The organism is Sorangium aterium (assembly GCF_028368935.1).
In the GTDB taxonomy this organism is placed as follows: domain Bacteria; phylum Myxococcota_A; class Polyangia; order Polyangiales; family Polyangiaceae; genus Sorangium; species Sorangium atrum.
In genome coordinates, this window is sequence record NZ_JAQNDK010000005.1 from 1,091,007 (window position 1) to 1,117,822 (window position 26,816).

Consider the following 26,816-nt stretch of genomic DNA (forward strand, 5'->3'; position numbering starts at 1 on the left):
CGCCGCCGGAGCCGCGCGCGGGAGAGCGCCTCGCCGGTGAGTTCATCCTCTGATGTGACGCTTGTCCTCAACAAGCTACAGGAGCAACCATCCATGCCCGTTGCCGGGATCATCGAAGAGCTGAAGACGCTGGGTGTCGATCTGTGGACGGAATCGGGGCAGCTCCGGTTCCGTGCGCCCAAAGGTTTGCTCACGGAAGACAAGATGACGGTGCTGCGCACGCACAAGGCGCAGATCATCGATTTTCTGGCAGCGAACCAGGGGGTGGTCGTCGCCGCGGACGAGCAGGCGCGTCATGAGCCGTTCCCGCTCACCGACGTGCAGACGGCCTACCTGCTGGGGCGCCAGAGCTCCTTCGGTTACGGCGGCGTCGCCTGCCACGGGTACCTGGAGGTGACGTATCCAGAGCTCGACCCCGCGCGCCTCTCCGACGCCTGGAACCTGCTGATCGAGCGGCATGAGATGCTGCGCGCCGTGATCGAGCAGGACGGCTACCAGCGCGTCCTGCCCACGGTACCTCGGTACCACATCCAGTCGACGGACCTCCGCGGCGCGTCCGCCGCCGAGGTGGAGCGCGCGCTCCGCGGGATCCGCGCCGAGATGGACCACCGGATGTACGAGACCACCGTATGGCCGCTGTTCGAGCTGCGGCATACCCGCACCAGCGGCGGCGACGTGGTGCACTTCTCGCTGGACTCGCTGATCGCCGACTGGGCGAGCGCCGGGATCTTCTTCGAGGAGCTCGATCTCATCCTCGCCGGTCGCAGCGACGAGCTGCGACCGCTGGACCTCCGCTTTCGCGATTACATCTTCGCAGAGCGGCGGCTGCGCGAGACCGGGCGTTACCAGCGTGACCGCCAGTACTGGCTCGCGCGCGTCAACGATCTGCCCGCCGCGCCCGAGCTGCCGATGCTTCCATCGGCCGCGGAAGCTGGACCCGTGCGCTTCCGCCGCTACCACAGCCGCCTGTCCGCCGAGCGCTGGGAGCGCCTCCGGCAGCGGGCCGGCGAGCGAGGGCTCACGGCCTCGATCGCCGTGCTGGGCGCCTATGCGGCGGTGCTCCAGCGCTGGAGCCGTCGTCAACGGTTCAGCCTCAACCTCACGCTGCTCAACCGTCTGCCGCTGCACCCGCACGTCGACCGGATCGTCGGAGACTTCACGTCGGTCAGCCTCATGGACGTGCAGGCGGCGTCCGGGCGCAGCTTCAAGGAATGGGCTGCGCGGCTCGGCGATCAGATGTTCGCCGATCTCGACCACCGGCTGTTCACGGGGGTCGAGGTGCTGCGCGAGGTGACCCGCCGGCGCGGGCGGGAGGCCGCGCTGATGCCGGTCGTCTTCACCAGCGCCATCGGACTCGGCTCGCGGCGACGGCCCAGCAGCGGGCGGCGCTTCGGCCATGGCGTCACGCAAACCCCGCAGGTCTACCTCGATTGCCAGGTCATGGATGACGCGGACGGGCTCGAGGTCAACTGGGACGTGCGTCAGGGCATCTTCCCGGACGGCCTCATCGACGACATGTTCGGCGCGCTGCTGCGGCTACTGGAGGATCTCGCGGAGCGCTCCGAGGCGTGGGAGGCCGTCGAGCCTGTCGCGTTGCCCGGATGGCAGATGCAGGAGCGCGAGCGCGTCAATCAGACCAGCTGTCCGCTGCCAGACTCCCTCTTGCACCGAGGGTTCCTGGAGCAGGCCGCCCGCGACCCCGGAGCGGTGGCGGTGATCGGCCATGCGGGCAGCTTGACGTACCGCGACCTCGCGATGAGGGCGGCGTCGGTCGCGCAGGCGCTGCGAGACGGCGGCTGTACCGCGGGCGACCGGGTCGCCGTCGTCATGAACAAGGGGATCGAGCAGGTCGTCGCGGTGCTGGGCGTGCTGCTCGCCGGAGGGACCTATCTGCCGCTGGACGCCACGCAGCCACGTCTGCGCATCGAGAAGGTGCTGTCGAACGCGGCGGTGCGACAGGTCCTGACCCAGTCGTGGATCTCCGCGGCGGCCAAGCTGCCGGACGGCCTGCGCGTGATCGATGTGGACACGCAGGCGCCTGCGCAGAGCTTCCCCGAAGCTCCGACGGGCGACCCCGACGCGCTGGCGTACGTGATCTACACCTCCGGCTCCACGGGCGACCCGAAGGGGGTCATGATCACCCACCGAGCGGCGCTGAACACGATCGACGACATCAACCGTCGCTTCGGGGTGACCGGTTCGGACCGGGTGCTGGGCCTCGCCCAGCTTGGCTTCGACCTGTCCGTGTACGACATCTTCGGAACCCTCGCCCTCGGCGGGACGCTCGTGCTCCCGGATCCCGACCGTGGCGCCGATCCCTCCCACTGGGCGGACCTCCTCGTGAAGCACGAGGTGACCCTGTGGAACTCCGTGCCTGCGCAGCTTCAGATGCTGGCGAGCTACCTGCAGACAGAGCCTGTCGCGATTCGCTCGTTGCGCATGGCGCTGCTGTCCGGGGACTGGATCCCCGTCACGCTGCCCGACCAGATCCGCCGGTTCATTCCTGAGCTGACGCTCATCGGGCTCGGGGGCGCGACCGAGGCGGCCATCTGGTCGAATTACCATCGCATCGAGCGGGTCGATCCGGCGTGGACGAGCATCCCCTACGGGATCCCGCTCGCCAACCAGGGCTTCCGCGTCCTCGACGAGTCGCTCCGCGACGCGCCGGTGTGGGTCGCTGCAGAGCTGTACATCACCGGGCACGGCCTCGCAGCGGGGTACCTGGGCGATCCGGAGCTCACGGCAGCGCGCTTCTTCAACCACCCCGTCGATGGCCAGCGCCTCTACAGGACCGGAGATCTCGGGCGCTATCTCCCCGGCGGATCCATCGAGTTCCTCGGCCGCGAGGACAGCCAGGTCAAGATTCGCGGGCACCGGATCGAGCTCGGCGAGATCGAGGCCGCGCTGCTCGCGCATCCGGCGGTAGGCGCCGCGGCGGCCGTGGTGGCCGGCAAGGACCTCACGGATCGCGCGCTGCTCGGCTTCGTCGAGCTCGCGCGGCGCGGCGCGCCCACGGACGATGATCTGGCGACGTCGCAGGCCCGTCTGGTGTCTGCGGCGCGGCAGTTCGCCGACAAGGAGGTCAGCGGCGTGACCGCGGCCCAGGTGACCGAGGCGATTCGAGCGCTTCACGACGCCTCGTTCGCGTCCATGGTGAACGCGTTTGCCGAGCGCGGGCTCTTCGCCGGTCCGCGCGACGCGCACTCGGCCGAGGAGATCCTGCGCGAGGCGCGCGTTCACGACCGCCATCACTGGCTCGTTCGCCGCTGGCTGGGGCTCCTGGCGGAGGCTGGATGGCTCACGTACCATGAGGAGAGCCGTCGTTATGCGCAGCGCAGGGCCGCCGACGCGACGGCGGTCCACGACGCCTGGCGGCGGTTCGAGGAGCTGGCGACGTCGTCCGGGCTGTGTACGCCCGAGTTCGTTCAGTACCACAGAGCGCACGTGGAGCGGCTGCACGCCTTGCTCGAGAACCAGCAGAACCCGTTCGAGCTGCTGTTTCCGCAAGGGAAGCACGACGTGGCGCTCTCGGTGTACCGCGATGACGCGATCGCGCGTTACAACAACCACGCGGTCGCGGCGCTGCTGTACCGGATCGCCGCCGCGCATACGGACGGCGCCCCCCTGCGGGTGCTCGAGATCGGCGCCGGCACGGGCGCGACCAGCGGCGTGGTCATCCCGATGCTCGACGGCCATGACGTCGATTATCTGTTCACGGACCTGACAGCCTTCTTCCTGGCCGATGCGCGCGAGCGGTTCCGGGAGCGCCCCTGGGTCCGATTCGGACAGCTCGACCTGAACGAGGACTACCGCGCCCAGGGCCTGCTGCCGAACTCCGTCGACGTCGTGCTGTGCGCCGGAATGCTGAACAGCACCCGCAACGTCGAAGCTGCGGTGGCGGCCGCGGTGGAGCTGCTCGGGCCATCGGGATGGCTCGTGTTCACCGAGCCTACCGCCGATCACCCGCACGTCCTGCTCACCCAGGGTTTCATGATGGACCCCGCGGGCGCAGACCGGGAACGCGGCGCCACCAAGTTCCTGTCCACCCAGCAATGGCAAGGCCTGATAGCGAAGAGCGGCGGTGAGCTGGTGCTCTGCCTGCCGGACGATGACCATCCGATGGCGGCGTATGGCATGCACATGTTCGCTGCGCGCTTCAAGACCGACCGGGCCCGGGTCAGGACCGACGAGCTCACGAGCTTCCTCGGGCAGCGGCTGCCAGCGCACATGGTGCCTGCTCATCTGCAGGTCGTCGACCGGCTGCCGCTCACGGCGAACGGCAAGGTCAACCGCAAGGCGCTCGCTGCTCTTCGGCCCGCGGCGTTCATCGACAGCGCCGGGAAGGAGGCCGACGCGACGCTGGACGAGCTGGAGGGTCGGCTGTGTGCGCTCTGGGCGAGCGCGCTCGGCATCGCGCGGATTGGCAAGGATGAGAACTTCTACGATCGCGGCGCCGATTCGCTGATCCTCGCCAGGGTGGCAGGTCGACTGCGCGAGGAGGTGCCGGAGGCTGCGCCGTTCGCCTACGACACGCTCCTGCGGCAGATGCTCAACGAGCCAACGGTCGACGCGCTCGCGCGCGCGTTGCGCAGGCAAGAAGGCGCAGCGCACGCGCCGAGCGCGGAGGCGTCCGCCAGCGGAGGTAAGACCGCGCAGATCGCGCAGCGCCGGGAGGGCAGCAACTCGTTGATCCTCTCGTTCGGCGGCGGGGACGGGCCGGCGCGTGTGATGTTCCACGCGGCGCTGGGCACCATGGATTACTTCCAGCACCTGGGGCGGGCGCTCGCCGCTCAGAATCTGGGGCCTGTCCTGGGCTTCGCTGTCGCCGACCCCGAGCGGTACCTCGCGATCCCCCCGAAGGAGCTCGTCGCGCGCGTGTCCGACGATTACGCGCAGCGGCTCATCGATGAAGGCTTCACGCGGTTTCAGCTCATCGGCTACTGCCTTGGCGGGCTGCTCGCGACCGAGGTGGCCAGGCGGCTGCTCGAGCGCGGCATGTCGGTCGACCTGGCGCTTGTCGACAGCATTCCGATGTTTATCGAGACCGACGAGGAGCTCGCGTTCGAGGCGATCTTCGCCCCGAATTTGAACCTGGATCCGGTGAAGGCCGTCTTCGGCGACGACGTCGACAGCGCCGACGTGTACCGGGCCATCGAGAAGCTGATGGTCGAGTACGATCGCAAGATACCGGCCGGCGCAATGGCCAGGCTCGGCGGGGACCCCGGGCTGGAATCGGTCGCCGCCGCGGTGCGCAGGCAGTCCGCGCGCAGTCAGGACGAGCGTCTGGCCAGCTATGCGAAGGCGGCGGCCGCTCAGGCCGGGGTGCCCGTCGGACCCGAGCTCATCCCGGCGCTGTTCCGGACCTGCAGGCACAGCATGCGCGCCGCGCGCTTCGATCCCGAGCCTTACGTCGGCGATATGACGTTCCTGCGGTGCGACGAGGAGCAATCCTTCGGCATCACCGCAGGCGTCGGGCATTTGACGGCGCCGTTCTGGGAAGGCGTCTGCCTCGGCGAGTTCAAGCTGATCGACGTTCCCGGCAACCATTTCAGCGTCATCGAGCCGCCGCATGTGAATGTCGTGGCCGAGCACCTCGCGGCATCGTTGCGCAACACATGAGAGAGAATCGAGAGAATCAGCAGAAGGACGCGGCGCTCCGCGAGCTGCGCCGCCCGATAGCAGGGCTCACGCGGCTCGGGATCTTGCTGGGCGGCGTCGGGGCGCTGACGACGCTCGTCCCGTTCATCGGGATCGCCGAGCTCGCGCGGATCCTCGTCGCGTCAGGCCCGATCGACAGCGCGAAGGTGGCCGGGGTCGCGCTGATCATCGTGGTCGGGCTCGGCGTCGGATGGACCTGCACCGGAACGGCGCTGTGGGTGACTCACCTGGCCGACCATCGGCTTCAGGCCATCCTGCGGCGCGCGCTGGTGCGCAAGCTGGGCGAGGTGCCGCTGGGGTGGTACTCCGACAAGACGTCAGGGGTGGTCCGCAAAGCGGTCCAGGACGATCTCGACGACTTGCACCACCTCGTCGCGCACCACGATGTCGAGCTCGTCTCGGCGATCGTCCTTCCGCTCGGCGGCCTCCTGTACCTGCTCTGGCTGGACTTTCGGCTGGCGTTGCTCGCGATCGCCACCCTGCCGATCTACATGGCCGCTTACGCATGGATGATGCGAGGCTTCGCCGAGAAGATGATGCAGCTCGACGCGAGCTTCGGCAGGGTGAGCGGCGCGATCGTCGAGTTCGTACACGGCATCGCGGTCGTGAAGGCGTTCGGCCAGACGGGCCGCGCTCACCAGAGCTATCAGCGCGCCGTCAGCGAGTTCAGCGACCGATACGCCGGCTGGGTGCGACCGCTGCTCCGGCTCGAGGCGCTGACCTCGATGGCCCTCTCGGTGCCTGTGATCATGCTGGTGAGCCTGACGGTGGGCGCCTGGTTCATCCGAGAGGGCTGGGTGAGCCCCATCGATCTGCTCGCCGAGACCCTGGTCGCCGTGGTCATCCCGCAGACGGTGCTCACGCTGAACCAGGGGCTCACGGCCCAGCGCAAGGCCGTGGCGGCGGCGGACCGCGTCGCCTCGCTGCTCGATGAGCCGTCATTGCCCATCACGACGACGCCGCAGGCGCCGCGCGGGGCAGGGGTGCAGTTCGATCACGTCTCGTTCAGCTACGACGGCTCGAGGAGCGTGCTCTCCGACGTGAGCTTCGCTTGCAGGCCTGGCACGGTGACCGCGCTTGTCGGGACCTCGGGCGCGGGGAAGTCCACGCTGGCAAAGCTGGTGCCCCGGTTTTATGACGTGACCGGCGGCGCTGTCCTGCTCGGCGGCGTGGATATCCGGAACATCGCGCCGGACGTGCTGTACCGGAACGTCGGCTTCGTTCTGCAGGACGTCCAGCTGGTGCATGGAACGGTCGCCGACAACCTGCGCCTCGGCCGGCCCGAGGCCAGCGACGCAGAGGTCGTCGCGGCCGCGCGCGCCGCGCAGATCCACGACCGGCTCGTCGCGCTTCCCAGGGGATATCGGTCCGTGATCGGCGAGGACGCCATCCTGTCCGGCGGCGAGGCGCAGCGGCTGTCCATCGCGCGCACGCTGCTCGCGGACACCGCGGTGCTGATCCTGGACGAGGCGACGGCGCACGCGGATCCGGAGTCGGAAGCGCAGATCCAGGACGCGCTGTCCGCGGTCGCGCGCGGGCGCACCGTGATCGTCATCGCGCACCGGCTGGCGACGATCACCGGCGTTGACCAGATCGTCGTGCTCGACGAGGGCCGCGTGCGCGAGCGCGGCACGCATTCCGCGCTGCTCGCAGCGGACGGGCTCTACGCCAGGATGTGGCGTGCTTACGCCGAGAGCGACATGGCGGCTGCCGGCGCAGCGGTGGGTGAAGCCTCATGATCCGGCAACTGACCAAGATCTTGGGACCGCAGCACGCAAGGGCGCTGCACGTCTATTTCGGCTGGCTGGTCGTCTACTCCGTCGTTCAGGGGGTGGCGATGGCGTTCCTCGTCCCGGTCCTCAAGGCGCTGCTCAGCGGGGACCTGGGCGAGGCGCTGCGCTGGCTGCTCCTCTTGGCCGCGATCGTCGCGGTGACGTGCGTTGCCCGTTACCAGCAGACGATGAAGGGCTTTGCGCTCGCGCTGGTCGTCCTGACCACGCTGCACGACCGGCTCGGCAGCCACGTCGCCCGCCTGCCTATCGGCTGGTTCTCCTCGGAGAAGGTCGGCCGTCTCTCACGGAGCGCGACGGGCGGCACCATGATGGTCACCAACGTGTTTGCCCACCTCCTGACCCCGGTGGTGAGCGGCATCCTGACGCCCGCGACGATCGCCGTCGCCATGCTGTTCTTCGACTGGCAGCTCGGCCTGACGGCCATCGCCTGCACGCCGCTGATCTACCTGACGCACCGCTGGTCGTCGGCGTGGATCGGCCGCACCGAGGAGCAGGTCGACGCCGCGGGGGCGCTCGCCAGCAACCGGGTCGTCGAGTTCGCGCGCAACCAGCAGGTGCTGCGCGCCTTCGGTCGGGCCACGGGGGGGTATGCGCCGCTGGAGGAGGCGATCGATGCGCAGCGCGCCGCGGGCGGGTCGATGCTGCGTCAGACCTTCCCCAGGTTGCTCGCGGGCGGGCTGTCCGTGCAGCTCGCGTTCGCCGCGCTGATCGCCGTCGGCGTGGTGCGCGCGCTCGATCGGTCGATCGATCCCATCGAGCTCATCGCGCTGCTGGCGCTGGCCGCCAGGTTCGTGGGGCCGCTGGCCGAGGCCGCGGGGCGGAGCGGGCTCTTGCGGATGGCAGGCAACGATCTGGAGCGGCTGTCCGCCATCTTCGATGAGGCGCCGCTCCCCGAGCCGGAGCGGTCCAGGCCCGTCGCGGCGCCGGGGGAGATCGAGTTCTCCGATGCCCTGTTCGGCTATCAGCCGGGCGCTCCGGTGCTCCGTGACGTGTCTTTCCGGATAGCGCCGAAGACGATGACGGCGATCATCGGCGCATCCGGCTCCGGGAAGACCACGATAACACGGCTGATCGCGCGGTTCTTCGATGTCGACGCGGGCTCGGTGCGGGTGGGCGGCGTGGATGTCCGCGAGCTCTCCACGGAAGACCTGATGGCGCAGCTGTCGCTGGTCATGCAGGACGTCTATCTGTTCGATGACACGCTGGAGGCGAACATCCGGGTGGGCCGGCTGGACGCCTCGGACGCGGAGGTGCGCGAGGCCGCCCGCCTGGCTGGCGTGGACGAGATCATCGAGCGCCTCCCGCAGGGCCTGAACACCCGCGTCGGCGAGGGCGGAGCGTCGCTGTCCGGCGGAGAGCGACAGCGGGTGTCGGTCGCCCGAGCCGTGCTCAAGAACGCTCCGATCGTGCTGCTGGACGAGGCGACGGCGGCGCTCGACCCGGAGAACGAGCGCTACATCCAGGGCGCGATGCGGACACTGATGAGCCGGTCGACCCTGCTGGTCATCGCGCACCGGCTGCCGACCATCGTGTCCGCGGATCAGATCCTCGTGCTCGACGGCGGCCGCATCGTCGAAGTGGGGACGCATCAGGAGCTCATGGCGCGCAACGGGCGCTACACGGCGTTCTGGAACGAGCGCCGCCGCGCCCACGGATGGCGGCTGGTGGAGGCTGCAGGATGACGATCGGCATCTTGGGAGGTTATGGCGACGTCGGCGCGCAAGCGGCCCGGCGGCTCCTGTCGCTCGGCCTCAGGCCGCTGCGGATCGGCGGGCGCAACCTCGAAGCGGCCCGCCGCTTCGCGAGTGAGCTGTCCGCGGGAGCGGTCGAGCACCAGGCGGTCGATTTTCGGGACGACGCATCGTTGCGTCGCTTCGTGGGTGGTTGTCGGATCGTGCTCAACTGCGCCGGTCCATCCCACGCCATCGCGGACCGCGCGGCGAGGGCAGCCGTGGACGCAGGCGCCGACTACGTGGACGCCGCCGGCGACGATGCGCTGTACGCGCTCCTGGACGACGAGGAGTACCGCACCCGCCGGCGCGTGGCCGTGCTCTCGGCGGGGCTGCAGCCTGGCCTTACCGCGCTCTTGCTGCGATGGGCGGCGCAGCGGGCTTTCAGCCAGGTTCATGGCCTGCGCAGCCATTTCGGCGTGCTGGACCGCTTCACCGAGGTCGCAGCGGACGACTACCTCCAGGCGGCCACGGACGGGGTGAGCGAGCCGCTCGCGGCATGGCGAGAGGGACGTCGCTCCGGGGTGCTGACCCGGACGCGCAACGTGGAAGTCCCGTTCTTCCCCGGCCCGGCGACCTTGCTGCCTTACCTCAACACCGAGGGGGAGCGGCTCGCGGCGTCGCTCCGGCTCGTTCGAGGAGACTGGTACACGGTCCTCACGGGCCAGCACATCCTCACGGCCTTCGATCGCGTGCGCAGCCTCGAACGCCGCGAGGCGGTCGCGGCGTTATGCCGGGCCAGCTTGCTCGACCTCGCTGGACGGGAGCCTCACGTCCTTCTGGTCGCGCAGCTCGACGGACTGCGAGACGGCGCCCCGGTCACGCGCACGCTGGTCGTGCGCGGACGGCGCAACGCCGAGCTCACAGGGATGATGGCCGCGCTCGCCACGCTGGCGGTGGACCAGGGCCAGGTGCCCGCAGGGCGCCACTTCGCCGCGGCTGCGCTCGAACCCCTGTCGACGGTCGGTCGCCTTCGCGAGAGCGGCGCGGTGATCGCGCTCGATCTGCTGGATACGTCGATCGAAGCGCTCGGCGCTACCGAGGAGGGCTCCCTGTGACCGCCGGCATCCCTCTTGTGCTGTGCGGCGCCGGGTTCGGTCCTCTGCACCTGGCCGCGCTCCAGCGTTTGAACGGGCGCTTTCGTCTCATTGGCCAGCTCGCCGACGACAGCGACGGCGCCCGGAGGTTCGCCGATCAGGCCAGGATGGCGCTCTGGACCCGGCCGGATCAGGCACCCCTCGGCGCCGGCGTGAGCTGCTGGGTATCGGCGACCGGGCACGGCGTGCCGGTGACCGAGCGCGCTGTCGAGCTCCTGGGGCGCGGCAGCGCCGTGCTGGCGGAGGCGCCGCTCGAGCACGATGAGCTCGCCGCCTGCCTGCGGCAAGCGCGCCTTGGCCGAGCCGCCTTCCGGGTGGCAGCGGTCGCCTCCGCCACGCCGGCATCCCGGCGGTTCCTCGGCGCAGCGCAGGCGTTGCGCGCGCGCACGCCGATCGGGTACGTCGCTGCGACCTGCACGAGAGCGTCGGTCCAGGCGCTGCTCCGCCTCCTGGGAGACGCGCTCGGCGCCCTGCGCCCCTGGCAGGTCCGTGAGCCGACGCCTCTCGGGAGCGGGCTCGTCGTGCTCGGAGGCAGCCTCGCGGGTGTTCCCATCGTCCTGCGCGTGCGCAACGAGGTGTCGTCAGAGGCGCAGATGGTCATCGAGATCGCCATGGGCAGCGACGCCGGCGAGCTGAGGTTGACCGGGGTTCACGGGGACGTCCTCTGGACCGCACGCTCCGCGGGGTCTGGCGTGCTGCTCGGCGGAACGGACGCGCCGGCCGAGCGCGAGACGATGAGCTGGCTGCGCGCGACCCGCGGTGAGCTGGCGGCGTTCGCCAACGCGGTGGAGAGCCCAGGCGCAGCCGTCAGCGAGGCTCAGGTTCAGCTCACGTTGTGCCGCCTCCGGCACGACATCCTCGCCGCGCTCGGCTCGGCCACGGCGCGCCCTGACGCGGAGGCCGTCCCTGCCGCGGATCTGGCCGCGGCCGCGGTGGAGGCCGCCGCCGATGACGCCGAGGGTGAGGCTCACCGCGTGCCGACGGGCGATGAGACACACGAGGCTGGCCTGAGGCTCACTCGGCTGCTGGAACCAGCGCCGGGGAGAGATCCCCTGGCGCACCTCCCGGGGGCGATGCAGCGACTCGAGGCGATCAGCCTGCGGGCCCTGGGGGAGCTGCTCGTGGCGAGCGGCGCTGTGCATCCCGGAGGTGAAGCGCGCACCGCGGAGGAGATCGTCTGCGCGCTGGGCGCGGCGCCGCGACACGCATGGCTCGTCCGGCGGTGGCTCGCCGCGCTGTGCGACCACGGTGTGCTCAGCAACGTGGGGGATAAGTACGTGTGGCGACGGGCCCTGCGGGACGCCGGCGCGGCCGCCGACCTGCCCGACGCGTATGCCTCGCTCGGCTTCCCGCCGGCGATGGCGGAAGTCCACCAGGCTGCTCTGCTCCGCCTGCACGCGCTCGTGCGCGACGAGCTCTCGATTCAGCAGCTCCTGTTTCGCGAGCGGCAGGACCTCTCCGCCATCGCCGCCTACCAGGACAACGTCTTCACCGCTTACCTCAGCGCCGCCGGCGCTCACCTCGTGCGCCGCTGCGCGGAGCTGCGGCACCGGCCGCTGCGCGTGCTCGAGCTCGGCGGAGGCGCCGGCCTCACTACGACAGCCGCGCTGCGGGCCCTCGACGGCGCGCCGGTCGACTATCTGTTCACGGACATCGCGCGCGCGTTCACGGCCGCGGCGCAGGAGCGGTTCGGCCGTCATCGCGGTGTGCGCACTGCCGTGCTCGACATCAACGTCGATTTCACCGCGCAAGGGGTGGAGCCGCACGCAGCGGACGTCGTGCTCGCGGGCAATGTCCTCCACAACGCCGCGCATACGGGCCGGACGCTGCGCCGCATCCGGCGCGCGCTCGCCCCCGGCGGATGGCTCATCTTCACGGACTCCACACGAGAGAACTGCGCGATCCTCACGGCGATGCAATTCCTGCTGTCTCCCCCGGCCGGCTCGCCGCTGCTGGGCAGCGAGGACCGGCGCGCCGGGACCGATCAGGTGTTCGTCGACGCGCCTGGCTGGAATGAGGAGCTCCTGGCCGCAGCCTTCGTGCCGCGGTTCGTCCTTCCTTCGCTCGAATCACCGCTGGCCGTGGCAGGCCAGCACCTGTTCTTCGCTACCGCCGGCTGACGACCACCGGACGAGGTGCCATGACAGTGAGACAGATCATCGATGGGCTGGAGCGCCTCGGGAGCCGAGCGGCGCTGGTGTCGAGCGGGCGAGCGTGGACCGGAGCAGAGGTCCTCGACCGCACGTACCGCGCCGTCACGGCGCTGCGCCAGCGCGGAGCCGTCGCGGGCCGCTCGCTGAGCTGGAGCGCCGGAGACGCACCGCAGGCCCTGCCCGTCCGGCTGGCCGCGATGCTGCTCGGCGCGCGGTTCTCCGCCGAGCAGCCAGCGAGCGACGGCGGCGATGTCCTGAGGATCACCGACGCCGACCTGCCCGCGCTCGACGGGGCGAGCGCCTGCGAGCCCCGCCTGGCGGACGACGCGCCGTTCTCCGTGGTTCGCGGATCGTTCGTGTGGTCGAGGGCCGTGTTCTGCGAGTCGGTGGCTGCCCTGCGCGACGCGCTCGGCCCTTCGCCTGCGCGCACGGCGGTGCTCTCGCCGCTGGCCGGGTTCGGCGGGGATGCGGTGTTCGCGAGCTGGAGCGCCGGCGCCGCCGTCCACCCTCACGTGGTGGACGCGAGCGCCGCGAGCCCGGCCAGGGCCCTTTCGTTCCTCGAGCGAGCGGCCCCGGACTGCGCGATCGTGTCAGCGGCGCTGCTGCGCAGCCTCCTGGCTCATCCGGCGGCCGCGCTCGCCGATCTCGGGGCGCTGCGGCGCATCGTGTACGACGCCGGCGCAGGCGCCGGTGGAGCGCTGTCCGCCGAGTCGTCTGCGGCCGTGCGGCGCGTCTTCGGCGCAGAGCTCGTGGACAGGATCGCCGGTGAAGCCGGGCTCGTACCGGTGGAGCGCGAGCTGCGCAGAGCCGAGCAAGAAGCGGCGCGCATCGCGGAGCTCGTGATGAGCCAGCCGAGCGTGGCGGCGGCGGCGGCGATCCCCTCCGACGGCGACGGCTGGGCGATCTTCGCCGTCCCCGCGAAGCGTGCCGGCGACGACGCCGACGGCGACGCGAGCGGACAGCGCCTGATCGCCAGCGTAACCGCCGCGCTCGACGCCGAGCTCGCCGGGACCGACGTGAACCGGGCGATCGCGGCCGTCGAGCGGCTGGGACGAACAGCGCTGCTGTCGATGCTCAACGCGCTGGGCCGCAGCGGCCTTTTCACCGACACGGCCGCCGCGCACACCGTGGACGAGGTGCTCGCGCGGGCGCGGGTCGCCGCCGCGCATCGGCCGCTCCTCCGCCGCTGGCTCAGGGTGCTCACGGAGCAGAAGCTGCTGCGCCGGGACGGAGACCTGCTGAGCGCCGTGGGCCCGATCGGCGACCACTCGGACGCCGCGCTGGCGCGCGCATGGGACGAGCTGAAGGGCGAGTGGCTGGCCACGGTCGGCGCGACCGGCACGATCGACTACGCGGTCCGCAATTCGGACCGTTTGCCTGACCTGATCTCCGGCGCGGTGCGGGCCGTCCACCTCTTGTTCCCGGAAGGGCGCACCGACCTCGCCAGGGCCTTGTATCGCGAGAGCGTTGCGGCCCGGTACCAACACCGCGCCGTCAGCCTCCTGGTGAGCAGGATTGCCAAGGAATGGCCCGGGCAGCGGCCGGTCCGGCTGCTCGAGGTCGGCGCCGGCACGGGGGCGACCTCCGAGTCGCTCTTGCCGGAGCTCTCGGGCGCCGAGGTCGACTACCTCTACACCGACGTCTCCAGGTACTTCCTTGATCAGGCTGCCCCGCGGCTCGCCGGACACCGGTGCGTGCGCTTCGGCCTCTACGACATCAACGTCGCGCCGAGAGACCAGGGCTTCGTCCCGAACTCGTTCGATGTGATCATCGGCGGGGGCGTGCTCAACGCCGCGCGGAACACGGACGCCTCCCTCCGCTGGCTCAACGAGCTGCTCGGCCCCGGCGGCTGGCTCGTCCTGACCGAGCCCACGGTCGAAGAGTTCTGGGTGATGGCGTCCCAGGCCTTCATGCTGGACGACGCCAGCGACGGCAGGGCCGAGACGGAGTCGACCTTCCTCTCGCTGCCTCAGTGGAACGCAGCGCTGGACGGCGCGGGCCTGCGGCGCGTCCTCGGGCTGCCCCGGGACGGCCACCCGCTGGAGCGGCTCGGCCATCGGGTGTTCGCAGCCCGGACCAAGATGGATCGGACGCTGCTGACCTCGGAGCGCCTCTCCGAGCATCTCGGCGAGAGCCTGGGAGCCGCCGCCAGGATCGAGATCGTGGATGAACTGCCGCTCGCCGCAGGCGGCGCCCTCGACCGCGAGCGGCTGCGGGACTGGGCCGCGCGCCGCCGGCGCTTCGATTCCCGCCCGCTTCCCGCGGCGGCATCACAAGGACGAACGCAATGACTACCGCGACGAATCCCCCCATCCAGTATCCGTTCAACCTCTTCGACGGCATCGCGCTCGCCTCCGCGTACTCCCGCGCTCAGCAAACGCCGGGGCTGCTCAAGGTCAAGCTGCCTTATGGCGAGCCGGCGTGGCTCGCGACCCGCTACGAGGACGTCCGCTTCGTGCTGTCCGACCGGAGGTTCAGCCGCGAGGAGGCCACGAAGCGCGCGGACGCCCCGAGGGCGCTCCCGCGCATCGCCGGCGGGATCGTCATGATGGACCCGCCCGAGCTGACCCGCATCCGCAACCTGGTCACCCAGGCGTTCACCAACCGGCGCGTGGAGCAGCTGCGCCCGCATGTCCGCGATCTCGCCAACGAGCTGATCGACAGGATGGTCGCCAAAGGTCCCCCTGCCGATCTCGTGCGGGACTACGCGCTGCCGATCCCGATGTCCGTGATCTGCGAGCTCCTGGGCGTTCCGGTGGCGGATCAGTCCAAGTTCAAGGAGTGGAACGACTCCCTGCTCTCGACCAACACGCAGACCGCCGAGCAGACGCAGCGGAACCTCGGCGAGCTGTCCCAGTACATCATGGGGCTGGTCCGCCTGCGCCGGGCCGAGCCGGGCGACGACCTGATGAGCGCGCTCATCGAGGCCCACGATGTGGACGACCGTCTGAACGAGCGCGAGCTGGTCCAGCTCTGCATCGCCATCCTGATCGCGGGGTACGAGGCCACCTCCTCGCAGATCCCGAACTTCATCTACACGCTCCTGACCCATCAGGAGCAGTTCGCGCGCCTCAAGTCGGATCCTGGCCTCGTGGCGCCGGCGGTCGAGGAGCTGCTCCGCTTCGTGCCGGTCGCGTCCGCCGCGATGTTTCCGCACTACGCCACCGAGGACGTCCAGGTGGGCGATACGCTGGTGCGCGCGGGGGAGCCCGTGTTTGCGTCGGTCGGCGCGGCCAACCACGACCCTCGCAAGTTCTCCGATCCACACCGGCTCGACTTCGATCGAGACGCGCGGGCGCACTTCGCGTTTGGCTGTGGAATGCATTATTGCATCGGCGCGTCGCTGGCCCGGGTCGAGCTCCAGGAAGCGCTGAGAGCGCTCGTGACCCGCTTGCCGGATCTGCGCCTCCACGCCGACGTCCAGTGGAAGACCGCGACGTTCTTCCGCGGGCCGCTCACGATGCAGGTGATCTGGTGAGCGCCGGCGGCGGCAAGAAGAAGCGCGTCGTCGTCGCCGGCACCGCCTTCGGGCGCATCTACCTCGATGCTGTCGCGTCGGCGCAGGACTCGTTCACGCTCGCCGGCGTGCTCGGGCGCGGCAGCGAGTTCTCCAGGAAGTGCGCCGAGCGCTACGGCGCGCCGCTCTACACCAGGGTGGAGGACATCCCCGGCGACGTCGACATCGTCTGCGTCGTGGTGCGCTCGGGGGCGACCGGCGGCCCAGGCTCCGATCTGGCCAAGGCGCTGCTCGAGCGCGGGATCCACGTGCTGCAGGAGCACCCCGTGCACGCCGCGGAGATCACCGCGTGCCTGAAGGCCGCGAAGCGGGGAGGCGCGGCGTACGCGGTCAACACGCTGTACCCGAACGTGCGTCCGATCCGGCAGTTCCTTGCGGCGGCCGAGTACATCAGGAAGCGCCAGCGCATCCAGTTCATCGACGCCGCTTGCAACAGCCAGGTCGCCTATCCGTTGCTCGACGTGATCGGCCGCGCTGCAGGCGATTTGCGCCCATGGTCGTTCTCGGAATGCGGGCCGCGAGGCGACCGGCCCTCGCCGGCCGCGGGTCAACCGTTCCAGAGCCTGAGCGCGACCATCGGCGGCGTGCCCGTGACGCTCCGCGTGCAGAACCAGGTCCACCCCGAGGATCCAGACAATCACTCCCTGCTCATGCACCGGATCTCGCTCGGATGCGACGCCGGCGTGCTGACCCTGGCCGACACCCACGGCCCCGTCCTCTGGAATCCGCGCATGCACTCGCCGCGCGACCCGACCGGGCGCCTGATCATGAGCGGCCCCGGCACCGACCGCCTCGCCGTGGAGAGCACGTTGATCCTGGGCGACCAGCGCACGCGCAGCTATCACGACGTGTTCGCGCGGACGTGGCCCGACGCGGTCGTCGTCGCCTTGCGCGACCTGTGCGGCGACATCGCCGATCCGGCCCGCCGTGTCCGCAGCGGCCAGTGGGCCCTGGGCGTGACGCTCGCGTGGCGTGATCTGACGGAGCGGATCGGGATGCCCGAGCTCATCCGTCCAGAGACCCCGGAGCCGCTCCCTGTCGACGAGCTGCGCGCGGCGGCGCGCGCTGCCGCATTCGATGCGGGCGGGAGCGGCGCGCATTGAACGAGCGCCTGGCGCTCGGGAGAACTGAACATGGCGACTTCTTGCAGCCACGTATTGGTATGGGTGCGCGACATTCATCAAGCCGTGCGCGACTACAGAGAGCTCGGGTTCAAGGTCGATTACGCGACGCCCGAGAGGAAGGCCCAGCACGCGCACATCTGGTTCACGGAAGGCCCCATCGTCGAGCTGCTCACGACGCCGCGCAGCGCGAGGTGGTTCAAATGGCCGATCGAGCTGATGGCGGGGCGCGGCTCGGGCCGGCGGATGATCCGCTGGTCCGAGGGCGGTGAGGGCTTCTGCGACGTGGCGGTCGTGACGGACACACACGCTCTCGACCGTGAGCTCGCCGCGCTGCGGGAGGCAGGGGTCCCCGTCGGCAGAGCCATCGGGTGGCGACGGACGAAGCCCGATGGCCAGGAGATCCGCTTCAAGTTTGCCTATCCGGCGAACGATCGTCTCCCGTTCATCGTGACCCCGTACGACCCGCCTCAACATCCAAGGGAGAACCGCCATCCGAACGGGGCCAGAAGGCTCAGCCGGGTGCGCATGGGTGTCCGCGCCGAGCATCGAGAGGCCGTGCGCCGGATCGTCGGTGACGACCCGACGTTCGCGCTCGAGCCCGCCGAGGTGACGGGGGTCCGCGCCATCGAGATCGCCGGCTTGACCGCCGAGCTCGACCCGACCCTCCTGCACGGCGCGGCCGTGCTGCCCGCCCGCCCGAACGCCGACCCGAGCCGCGCGCACCGAAGCGCAGGACAGTGAGCGCCGACGAACGTCGGTGGAAGCGAGGGAGCTCCTATGTTGAGTGGATGTGTCGATTGGCCCGCTGAATTCGTGGATCGTTATCGGGCAGCGGGGTACTGGCGAGGCGAGCGCCTCGGAGAGATGCTGCGCACGCGGGCCCGAGCGACGCCGGCGCGCGTGGCCGTCGTCGACGGAGCGCGTCGCTGGACGTACCACGAGCTCGACGAGCGCGCGGATCGCATGGCCGCGGGGCTGCGCCGGCTCGGCATCGCGGCGGAGCAGCGCGTCCTGGTTCAGCTGCCCAACATCGCCGAGTTTCTGCCTCTGTGCTTTGCGCTGTTCCGGATCGGGGCCATCCCGGTGCTGGCGCTGCCGGCGCATCGAGAGACGGAGATCGTGCATCTGGCAGAGCTCTCCCAGGCGGTCGCGTACGTGATCGCCGACGTGCATGTCGGCTTCGATTACCGGGCGCTCGCCCGTTCGGTATGCAAGCGGGTGGCGAGCCTCCGGCATGTCCTCGTGGTGGGCGATGCAGAGGAGTTCGTGCCGCTCTCCGAGGTGGATGCGCCGGCGGAGATCATGGCCGGGCCGGACGCGCGCGACGTGGCCCTGCTCTTGCTGTCGGGAGGCACGACCGGCGCTCCCAAGCTGATCCCGCGCACCCACGACGACTATGTCTGCAATGTCCGTCTCAGCGCCGATGTGACAGCCCTCGACGCGAGGACCCGGTACCTGGTGAGCCTCCCCATCGCGCACAACTTCGCCCTGGGGTGTCCAGGCGCCCTCGGCACCCTGTACGCCGGCGGTACGGTGGTGTTCTGCAAGGACCCGAGCCCCGAGGCGGCGTTTCGACTGATCGAGCAGGAGAAGATCACGGTGACCGCCCTCATCCCGCCGCTCGTCCTGCTGTGGCTCGAGGCGGCGGAGTGGGTGCAGGCCGATCTGAGCAGCTTGAGGTGGATCCAGGCGGGGGGCGCTCGCCTCAAGGCCGAGACGGCGGCGCGCGTACGACCCGTCCTCGGCTGCGGGCTGCAGCAGGTCTACGGCATGGCCGAAGGGCTGCTCAACTTCACGCGGCTCGACGACGGCGAGTCCGCCGTGATCAACACGCAAGGCCGGCCGGTCGCCGAGGACGACGAGGTGAGGATCGTCGACGCCTCGGATGTCGAGGTGGCGGACGGCGAGGTCGGTGAGCTGCAGGTCCGAGGGCCCTATACAATCCGAGGATATTATCGCGCGGAGGAGTACAATCGTCGGGCGTTCACCGCCGACGGCTTCTATCGGAGCGGGGATCTGGTGCGGCGGCTCGCCAGCGGACATCTGGTGGTGGAAGGCCGGAGCAAGGACGTGATCAACCGGGGAGGGGAGAAGGTCCCGGTCGAGGAGCTCGAGAACTATCTCATGGCTCACCCGGCGATCCGTGACGTCGCCATCGTCGGCGTCCCGGACGCCACCATGGGGGAGCGCACCTGCGCCTGCATCATCGCGCGCGGCGAGGCGCCCACGCTCGCCGAGGTGAACGCCTATCTCAGCCGTCTGGGGGTGGCCGCGTTCAAGCTGCCCGATCGTTTGAAGGTCCTGGAGAGCTTTCCGCAGACGAGCGTGGGCAAGGTCAACAAGCGGGCCCTGGCGAGTCAGGTCTGTGGCGCCTCGCCCGCCATGTCCACCTAGTGAACGGCGTTGCCTCGGTTCAGATGCCGATCGTTCCTCGAGACATCAACACCGACCCGAGTGACCATGAACAGATCTACCCGAAGTTTGCGCCGCATCTTGAGCGCGTCTGCGCAGTCCAGCCCGCACCTGATCCTGTGTCCCTTTGGTGGTGCGAGCCAAACGGCCTTCCGCAGCTGGAAGGCGCTGTCGCATGTGGACGTCTCGGCGTCCCTCGTGACCTACCCGGGGCGCGACCATCGTCTGCACGAGCCCGGCATGAAGAGCGTTCAGCACAGCGCGTCCGAGCTGGCGCACGAGCTGTGCGCTGAGCCTCCGAGCGGCCAGTGGCTTCTGATAGGCCACAGCGTGGGGGCGCAGATCGCGTTCGAAGCATGCCGCTTGCTCGAGCAGTGGGGTCGGGCGCCCGCCGGGCTCGTGCTGTCCGCTTGCCACGCTCCCCATCTGATCCCACGCCGCATGCTCAGCCCGCTCGATGACGAAGGGTTCGTCGAGGAGCTGATCCGCCTGGGAGGATGTCCCGCGGAGTTCCGCACCGACCCGCAGCTCCGAGAGGTGTTCATGCCGATGCTGCGCGGCGACTTCCTTGCCTCGGAGAGCTACCGCCTCGCGCTGGATCGCTGTACCAAGCGTCTCCGGACGCCGACTCTCTTGCTCCACGGATCCGCCGATGACGAAGCTCGTGAGGACGAGGTGGACGCGTGGAAGCACTGGCTGGAAGGTCGGGTCGAGCTGCGCGCGCTGGCTGGCGATCACTTCTACATCACGCAGGATCCACGGGCGTTCGTCTCGGAGGTGCTGCGCATGTTCCGGCTCCCTTCCAGGTCGACCGCGCCCCTCGGACAGGCGCAGATGCCCTGGAGCTATTTCCCCTGAGATCTCTCCAGGCCGGTGGCAACGTGGGTAAACCGTTGAACCGCGCCGCCTCGCATCTCCCTGGCGAAGCAAGGGCTTCCTTGACGGTTGCCCCGCTTTCCTCCAATCTCGCAGCAGATGTCCCGCGCCCGGCGACCCCACCGTCCACGCAGCGCGATCCTTCGCTGGATCTGCGCCGTGCTTCCGGTGTTCCTCGTCGTCGGCCTCATCGCTCAGGGCCACACCCTCCAGGCGCTCGGCATTGCGATCGCCTGCGAGCACCCGATGCTCGCGTCGTCCTCCGCGGAAGAGAGTCACGACGAGGCGCCGGACCGCCCGCACCGCGAGTGTCCGCCGAGCTGCCACGACTGCGCTTGCGGCCGCATCCCGATGACCCTGCCCCTGGCCGAGGTGCTGCCCTACGTCCTCCTCGAAGCCTTCGAGATCGTCGCATCGACGCCGCCGGAGATGCCAGGGCGATCGCTCACCCACCGCCTCGAACGGCCACCCCGACGCCCGCGCGCTTGAGGCGCCCGCGTCAGGTTCGCATTTACGAGCACGGCCGCAGCACAGGAGCGCGTGAGCGCCTCTGCGCCGCGCGGGCGTGGCTCGGCCCCCTCACGCGATCCTGACCGGGCAGAACCCCGGTTCTTCGCGCGAGCGCTCGATGCGCTCGAGGGCTGCCGTCCATGTTCCGTACGCATTTACGTCGTCTGCTGGTCATTTCCTCGACTGCTCTCCACCTCTTGATGCCGAAGGCGGCCGCCGCCGCCGAGGCCCCGCTCACGCGCGCTCGGATCGCCGAGCTCGTGCGCGCTGCGCCGGCCGCGCGCGCCGCCTCTTCCGAGGCTGCGGTCGCCGGCGCCGCCGTCACCGCCGCCGGGGTCATCTCGCTCGAAAATCCGGTCCTGTCCGGGATGGGAGGGATCCGATTCAACCCCGATGGGGGCAGGCCGGCCGCCGCCGTGGCCTCGCTGTCGTGGCCGCTGGAGCTGGGCGGCCGGCGCGGCACGCGCGTCGAGGCCGCGAAGGCGGAGCAGCGCGCCGCGCTGGCCACTGCCGGCGAGGCGCAGCGGCGCCTCCTGCTGGCCGCGCTCCTCCAGCACGCGCTCGTGCTGCGCGACGAGGCGCAGGTCGCCCTCGCGGCCGAGCGCCGCGCGCTCGCCCAGCGGCTCGTCGCCGCGTCGGAGAAGCGCAAGAGGGCGGGGGAGGTGCCGGAGATCGACGTGGCGCTCGCGCGCCTCCAGGAGGGGCGCGACGCCGCCGCCGAGGCGACCGCCCGGGGAACGCGCGAGGCCGACCTGCTGGGGCTCCGGTCGATGCTGGGTCAGGCGTCGAAGGACGGCGCGGTCACGGGCGCGCTGGTGCCCGAGGAGGCCCCGCCGCCGCTCGCGACGCTGCTTCGCGAGGCCGATCAGCGGGCCGACGTGCGCGCCGCCCTGGCGACGGTGGAGGCGGCCAGGGCCAAATCGGGTCGAGAGCTGGCCGGACGATGGCCGACCGTCAACGTGCTCGCCCAGTACGAGCGGGACGACCAGGCGAACATCGGGATGATCGGCCTCGCCTTGCCGGTGCCGATCCTGAACGCGAACCGGGCAGGGGTAGCGACGGCCGCGGCCGAGGTCGACGCCGCGACCGCCCGCCTCGCAGCGAGCCGGGCCAGCGCGGCGGGGGAGATCCAGGGGCTCTACGCGCGCTACGAGGCGACGAGGAGCGCGCTCGCCCACCTCGCGCCCGCTGCGGGTCTCTCGACGCAGGCCGTGGCGCTGTCGACGAGGGGGTACGAGCTCGGGGAGAACGACCTCGCCAGCGCCCTGCTCGTTCGCCGCGAGGCGCTCGATGCCCAGGCGGCGCTCCTCGACGCAGAACACGCCCACGCGAACGCCAAGATCGAGCTCCTGGTCGCGGCGGGGAGGTCCCCGCAATGAGCGCCGCGAAGGTGAAGATCGAGCTCACGCGCGCGAAGATCGCGGGGCTGGCCGGGGGATTTCTGCTGCTCCTCGCCGCAGCGGTGAAGGGGGCGCTGCTCATCGACCACGCGGTTCACGACCACGGCGCCGACGAGCACGAGGGACACGACCACGGCGAGCCGGCAGAGGCGGCCCATGGCCACGGCGAACACGACCACGGCGAGCACGGCCACGGAGAGCACGAAGAGGGCGAGCACGAGGAGGGCAAGATCAAGCTGTCGTCCGAGGCGCTCGACAACGCGCGGCTCGAGATCCTGGCGGCCGGCCCGGGCCAGGTCGCGGAGACCGTGTCGCTACCGGGAGAAGTGGCGCTCAACGCCGAAGCCCTCGCCCACGTCACGCCTCGCGTCTCCGGCACGGCGCGCGAGGTGAGGAAGCAGCTCGGCGACACCGTGAAGAAGGGCGACGTGCTCGCGATCCTCGATAGCCGTGAGTTCGCGGAGCTCCAGCGGGAGCTCCTGACCGCGAAGGAGCGGCTCGAGCTCGCGGAAGCCAACTTCAACCGCGAAGAGGCGCTCTGGAAGGAGAAGATCGCCGCCGAGAAGGAGTTCCTCGCCGCGAAGCAGGCGCTCGCCGAGGCGAAGATCGAGCATCGCAGCGCCGCCCAGAAGCTCCAGGCGTCGTCCGGCGCGGGCTCCGGGGCGAAGGGGGGCGCGTACGCGCTCATCGCGCCGATGGACGGCACGATCATCGAGAAGCACATCAACGTCGGCGAGGTGCTCAAGGACGACACGCAGACGTTCGTCGTCGCCGATCTCTCGACGATCTGGGTCAACGTCACTGTGTACGCGAAGGATCTCGCCCGCGTCCGCGCCGGCCAGACCGCCCGCGTGCGGGCGGAGGGCATCGAGGAGCCCGCGGACGGCGAGATCACGTATGTCGGCCCGGTCGTGGGCGAGAAGACGCGCTCGGCGACGGCGCGCGTCGTGCTGAAGAACCCTGGCGCCGCATGGCGGCCCGGCTTGTTCGTGACCGCCGACGTGGCCGTCGATCAGGTCGACGCGCCGGTCGCCGTCTCGTACGAGGGGGTGCAAAGGGTCGAGGGGAAAGACGTCGTGTTCGTCCAGGAGGGCGACGCGTTCGAGGCCCGCGCCATCAAGCCTGGTCGCCAGGGGAAGGCTCCAGGCGCTCCGGGCGCCGAGCTCGTGGAGGTGCTGGACGGCATCGCCGCGGGGGAGCGCTACGTCGGCAAGAACAGCTTCATCCTCAAGGCCGAGCTCGGGAAATCCGAGGCAGGCCACGACCACGCGCACTGAGGAGGAAACGATGCTCACCCTCCTCGCGAAGATCCTCGCGTTCTCCGTCCGCCATCGCTGGCTCGTGGTGGTCCTCACGCTCGCGGTCGGGGCGCTCGGCGTCTACAACTTCAACCGTCTGCCGATCGACGCGGTGCCCGACATCACCAACGTCCAGGTGCAGATCAACACCTCGGTCAAGGCGCTGTCGCCCGTCGAGGTCGAGCGGCGCGTCACCTTCCCCATCGAGTGGGCGATGGGCGGCATCCCCAGCGTCGAACAGGTCCGGTCGCTCTCGCGTTACGGCCTGTCGCAGGTGACCGTCATCTTCAAGGACGGCACCGACATCTTCTGGGCGCGCCAGCTCGTGGGCGAGCGCCTCGCGGCGGCCAAGGAGAGCCTGCCACCGGGCCTCGGCGAGCCGCAGATGGGCCCGATCGCGACCGGGCTCGGCGAGATCTACATGTGGACGCTCGAGGCCTCGCCCGAGGCCCGGCGGCCCGACGGCAAACCTTACGAGCTCACCGATCTGCGCACCATCCAGGACTGGATCGTGCGCCCGCAGCTCCGCACGGTGCCGGGCGTCACGGAGATCAACTCGATCGGTGGGTATGAACAGCTCTATCAGGTCTCCCCCGATCCGGCGAAGCTCGTCGGCTACGGCCTGTCGTTCCGCGACGTGCTGGAGGCCGTCGCGCGCAACAACGCCAACGCAGGCGGCGGCTACATCGAGCACAAGGGCGAGCAGTACCTGATCCGCGCGACAGGGCTCGTTCAAGGCGAGGACGACATCCGTCGCATCCTCGTCGGCCATCACGACGGGGTCCCGATCCGCGTCGGGGACGTCGCCGAGGTGGGCGTGGGCCGTGAGCTCCGGACCGGCGCGGCGACCGAGGACGGGCGCGAGGTCGTCATCGGCACGGCCATCATGCTCGTCGGCGAGAACAGCCGGTCCGTCTCGCAGCGCGTGAGCGAGCGGATGCAGTCGGTCAACAAGTCGCTCCCTGAAGGGGTCACGGCCAAGACCGTCTATGACCGCACCTACCTGGTCGAGGCGACCTTGAGCACCGTGCAGCGGAGCCTGCTCGAGGGCGCGGCGCTGGTCGTCGTCGTCCTGTTCCTCTTGCTCGGCAACGTCCGCGCCGCGCTGATCGCCGCGCTCGCCATTCCCTTCTCGATGCTCATCGCCATCACCGGCATGGTCGAGGCCAAGATCAGCGGCAACCTGATGAGCCTCGGGGCGATCGACTTCGGCCTCATCGTCGATGGCTCGGTGATCATCGTCGAGAACTGCGTCCGGCGCTTCGCCGAGGAGCAGCACCGGCTCGGGCGGGTGCTTACCAGGGATGAGCGCATCGAGCTGGCGTACGAGGCGTCGCAGGAGGTCCGGAAGGCGACGATCTTCGGCGAGATCATCATCGCCATCGTCTATCTGCCGATCCTGACGCTCACGGGCATCGAGGGGAAGATGTTCCGGCCGATGGCGGAGACGGTGGTCCTCGCGCTCGCCGGCGCGACGATCCTGTCGATGACGTTCATCCCCGCGCTCGTGGCGCTCCTCCTGACCGGCAAAGTGTCCGAGAAGGAGAACTTCCTCTTCCGGCACGCGAAGCGCGGCTACGAGCAGATCATCGGCTGGGCCCTCGCCCACCGCAGCGCGGTGGTGATTGGCGCGACCGCCCTGCTCGCGGTCTCGGGGCTCGTCGCGACGCGGCTCGGCAGCGAGTTCGCGCCCAAGCTGAGCGAGGGCGCCCTCGCGCTCCAGCCGGCGAGGATCCCGTCCATCGGGATCACCACGAGCGTCGAGATGCAGATGCAGCTCGAGCGCGTGCTCAAGGAGCGGTTCCCCGACGAGATTGAGCACATCTTCGCCCGGACCGGGACGGCCGAGGTCGCGACCGATCCGATGGGCCCGAACGTCTCCGACACCTACCTGATGCTGAAGCCGCGGAGCGGGTGGAAGAAAGCGAAGACGCAGGAGGAGCTCGCGGAGGCGATCGAGGAGGTGATCAAGGACCTGCCCGGGCAGAACTACGAGTTCAGTCAGCCCATCGAGCTCCGGTTCAACGAGCTCATCTCGGGCGTGCGGAGCGACGTCGCCGTCAAGGTCTTCGGCGATGATCTCGACGTCATGCTCAAGCAGGCGCAGAAGATCGGCGGCATCCTCGGAAAGACGCCGGGCGCCGCCGACGTCAAGGTCGAGCAGGTCACCGGCCTGCCGGTGCTCACGATCGACGTCGACCGGGACGCCGCCGCCCGCTACGGGCTCAACATCGCCGACGTGCACGCGGTGATCGAGGCAGCGGTCGGGGGCATCAGCGCAGGCGAGGTGTTCGAGGGAGACAAGCGCTTCGACCTCGTCATCCGCCTCCCCGACGCGATCCGCGGTGACATCCGCGCGCTCCAGAACCTGCCCGTTCCGCTCCCGGAGGCGGACCGCCCGGAAGCCGCCACGCGGACCGTCTCGGCGACGGACCGGCCGGAGCAGCACGCGGCGTTCGTTCCGCTCGGCTCGGTGGCGAAGATCGCCGTCGAGGAGGGGCCCAACCAGGTGAGCCGGGAGAACGGCAAACGCCGGGTCGTGGTGCAGGCGAACGTGCGCGGGCGGGATCTCGGGAGCTTCGTGGCCGACGCGCAGCAGCGGATCGACGCGGAGGTGAAGCTCCCGGCCGGCTACTGGACCGCGTGGGGCGGGCAGTTCGAGAACCTCATCGCTGCACGCCAGCGGCTCGCCCTGGTCGTGCCGGTCGCGCTCGGGCTCATCTTCGGGTTGCTCTTCCTGTCCTTCGGGACGCTGAAGAACGCCTTGTTGATCTTCACCGGTGTCCCGCTCGCGCTGACCGGAGGCATCTTCGCGCTCTGGATCCGCGGGCTGCCCGTCTCGATCTCCGCGGCGATCGGGTTCATCGCCCTCTCGGGCGTCGCCGTGCTCAACGGGCTGGTGATGGTGACCTTCATCGAGAATATGCGCCAGCAGGGCGAGTCGCTCGACGATGCTGTCTTCCATGGCTCGATCGCGCGGCTCCGCCCCGTGCTCATGACGGCGCTCGTCGCGGCCCTCGGCTTCGTCCCGATGGCGCTCGCGACCGGCACCGGCTCCGAGGTGCAGCGGCCGCTCGCGACGGTCGTGATCGGGGGCATCCTCTCGTCGACGGCCCTCACGCTTCTGATCCTGCCGACCCTCTACCGCTTGTTTCATGCGAGGGAGGCGACTGCCGCTCCGGCGCCTCCCCTGGCCGAACGCATCATCGAGAGAGGAGATCCTCCTGCTTGAGCAACATCGGTATCCC

At 70.1% G+C, this 26,816-nt stretch carries 15 protein-coding genes; all 15 read left to right on the forward strand.

The window, feature by feature from the left end; all coding sequences use genetic code 11:
• Nucleotides 1-93 precede the first annotated feature (93 nt).
• The 15 genes from POL72_RS42410 (at nucleotide 94) to POL72_RS42480 (ending at nucleotide 26,800) form a co-directional block, all read left to right on the forward strand.
• The gene (locus POL72_RS42410; RefSeq protein ID WP_272102577.1) at nucleotides 94-5,619 is read left to right on the forward strand and encodes a non-ribosomal peptide synthetase; all 5,526 of its coding nucleotides are present in this window, start codon (nucleotides 94-96) and stop codon (nucleotides 5,617-5,619) included.
• Nucleotides 5,616-7,397: an ABC transporter ATP-binding protein gene (locus POL72_RS42415; RefSeq protein WP_272102578.1), complete on the forward strand. Its 1,782-nt coding sequence runs from the start codon at nucleotides 5,616-5,618 to the stop codon at nucleotides 7,395-7,397. Before POL72_RS42410 ends, POL72_RS42415 begins: the two co-directional genes overlap by 4 nt.
• Nucleotides 7,394-9,133: an ABC transporter ATP-binding protein gene (locus POL72_RS42420; RefSeq protein ID WP_272102579.1), complete on the forward strand. Its 1,740-nt coding sequence runs from the start codon at nucleotides 7,394-7,396 to the stop codon at nucleotides 9,131-9,133. The genes POL72_RS42415 and POL72_RS42420 overlap by 4 nt, the downstream gene beginning before the upstream one ends.
• The gene (locus tag POL72_RS42425; RefSeq protein WP_272102580.1) at nucleotides 9,130-10,239 is read left to right on the forward strand and encodes a saccharopine dehydrogenase NADP-binding domain-containing protein; all 1,110 of its coding nucleotides are present in this window, start codon (nucleotides 9,130-9,132) and stop codon (nucleotides 10,237-10,239) included. Before POL72_RS42420 ends, POL72_RS42425 begins: the two co-directional genes overlap by 4 nt.
• Nucleotides 10,236-12,398, forward strand: coding sequence for a bifunctional Gfo/Idh/MocA family oxidoreductase/class I SAM-dependent methyltransferase (locus POL72_RS51455; RefSeq protein WP_272102581.1), 2,163 nt, complete (start codon nucleotides 10,236-10,238; stop codon nucleotides 12,396-12,398). Before POL72_RS42425 ends, POL72_RS51455 begins: the two co-directional genes overlap by 4 nt.
• A 20-nt stretch (nucleotides 12,399-12,418) precedes the next feature.
• The gene (locus tag POL72_RS42435; protein ID WP_272102582.1) at nucleotides 12,419-14,722 is read left to right on the forward strand and encodes a class I SAM-dependent methyltransferase; all 2,304 of its coding nucleotides are present in this window, start codon (nucleotides 12,419-12,421) and stop codon (nucleotides 14,720-14,722) included.
• Nucleotides 14,719-15,909, forward strand: a complete 1,191-nt coding sequence (locus POL72_RS42440; RefSeq protein ID WP_272102583.1) for a cytochrome P450 — start codon at nucleotides 14,719-14,721, stop codon at nucleotides 15,907-15,909. The genes POL72_RS42435 and POL72_RS42440 overlap by 4 nt, the downstream gene beginning before the upstream one ends.
• The gene (locus tag POL72_RS42445; RefSeq protein ID WP_272102584.1) at nucleotides 15,906-17,051 is read left to right on the forward strand and encodes a Gfo/Idh/MocA family oxidoreductase; all 1,146 of its coding nucleotides are present in this window, start codon (nucleotides 15,906-15,908) and stop codon (nucleotides 17,049-17,051) included. The genes POL72_RS42440 and POL72_RS42445 overlap by 4 nt, the downstream gene beginning before the upstream one ends.
• A 30-nt stretch (nucleotides 17,052-17,081) precedes the next feature.
• Nucleotides 17,082-17,813: a VOC family protein gene (locus POL72_RS42450; RefSeq protein ID WP_272102585.1), complete on the forward strand. Its 732-nt coding sequence runs from the start codon at nucleotides 17,082-17,084 to the stop codon at nucleotides 17,811-17,813.
• A gap of 72 nt (nucleotides 17,814-17,885) precedes the next feature.
• Complete coding sequence (locus tag POL72_RS42455; protein ID WP_308738141.1) at nucleotides 17,886-19,466, forward strand: AMP-binding protein; 1,581 nt, start codon at nucleotides 17,886-17,888, stop codon at nucleotides 19,464-19,466.
• Nucleotides 19,467-19,532: 66 nt separating this feature from the next.
• A complete protein-coding gene (locus POL72_RS42460) occupies nucleotides 19,533-20,342 on the forward strand; it encodes a thioesterase II family protein (RefSeq protein WP_272102587.1) in 810 nt (269 codons plus the stop codon).
• Nucleotides 20,343-20,519: 177 nt separating this feature from the next.
• On the forward strand, nucleotides 20,520-20,849 hold the full coding sequence (locus POL72_RS42465; protein ID WP_272102588.1) for a hypothetical protein: 330 nt from the start codon (nucleotides 20,520-20,522) through the stop codon (nucleotides 20,847-20,849).
• 161 nt (nucleotides 20,850-21,010) lie between these two features.
• Nucleotides 21,011-22,249, forward strand: coding sequence for a TolC family protein (locus tag POL72_RS42470; RefSeq protein ID WP_272102589.1), 1,239 nt, complete (start codon nucleotides 21,011-21,013; stop codon nucleotides 22,247-22,249).
• Nucleotides 22,246-23,547: an efflux RND transporter periplasmic adaptor subunit gene (locus POL72_RS42475; RefSeq protein WP_272102590.1), complete on the forward strand. Its 1,302-nt coding sequence runs from the start codon at nucleotides 22,246-22,248 to the stop codon at nucleotides 23,545-23,547. The genes POL72_RS42470 and POL72_RS42475 overlap by 4 nt, the downstream gene beginning before the upstream one ends.
• 10 nt (nucleotides 23,548-23,557) lie before the next feature.
• Entirely contained in the window at nucleotides 23,558-26,800 is a 3,243-nt protein-coding gene (locus POL72_RS42480) for an efflux RND transporter permease subunit (protein WP_272102591.1), read from the forward strand.
• The last annotated feature ends 16 nt before the right edge of the window (nucleotides 26,801-26,816 follow it).

Bases quoted from the DNA above. Each gene is read 5' to 3' on its own strand.
- POL72_RS42410 (WP_272102577.1), top strand. From the start codon at position 94: ATGCCCGTTGCCGGGATCATCGAAGAGCTGAAGACGCTGGGTGTCGAT.
- POL72_RS42415 (WP_272102578.1), top strand. From the start codon at position 5,616: ATGAGAGAGAATCGAGAGAATCAGCAGAAGGACGCGGCGCTCCGCGAG.
- POL72_RS42420 (WP_272102579.1), top strand. From the start codon at position 7,394: ATGATCCGGCAACTGACCAAGATCTTGGGACCGCAGCACGCAAGGGCG.
- POL72_RS42425 (WP_272102580.1), top strand. From the start codon at position 9,130: ATGACGATCGGCATCTTGGGAGGTTATGGCGACGTCGGCGCGCAAGCG.
- POL72_RS42435 (WP_272102582.1), top strand. From the start codon at position 12,419: ATGACAGTGAGACAGATCATCGATGGGCTGGAGCGCCTCGGGAGCCGA.
- POL72_RS42440 (WP_272102583.1), top strand. From the start codon at position 14,719: ATGACTACCGCGACGAATCCCCCCATCCAGTATCCGTTCAACCTCTTC.
- POL72_RS42450 (WP_272102585.1), top strand. From the start codon at position 17,082: ATGGCGACTTCTTGCAGCCACGTATTGGTATGGGTGCGCGACATTCAT.
- POL72_RS42460 (WP_272102587.1), top strand. From the start codon at position 19,533: ATGAACAGATCTACCCGAAGTTTGCGCCGCATCTTGAGCGCGTCTGCG.
- POL72_RS42470 (WP_272102589.1), top strand. From the start codon at position 21,011: ATGTTCCGTACGCATTTACGTCGTCTGCTGGTCATTTCCTCGACTGCT.
- POL72_RS42475 (WP_272102590.1), top strand. From the start codon at position 22,246: ATGAGCGCCGCGAAGGTGAAGATCGAGCTCACGCGCGCGAAGATCGCG.
- POL72_RS42480 (WP_272102591.1), top strand. From the start codon at position 23,558: ATGCTCACCCTCCTCGCGAAGATCCTCGCGTTCTCCGTCCGCCATCGC.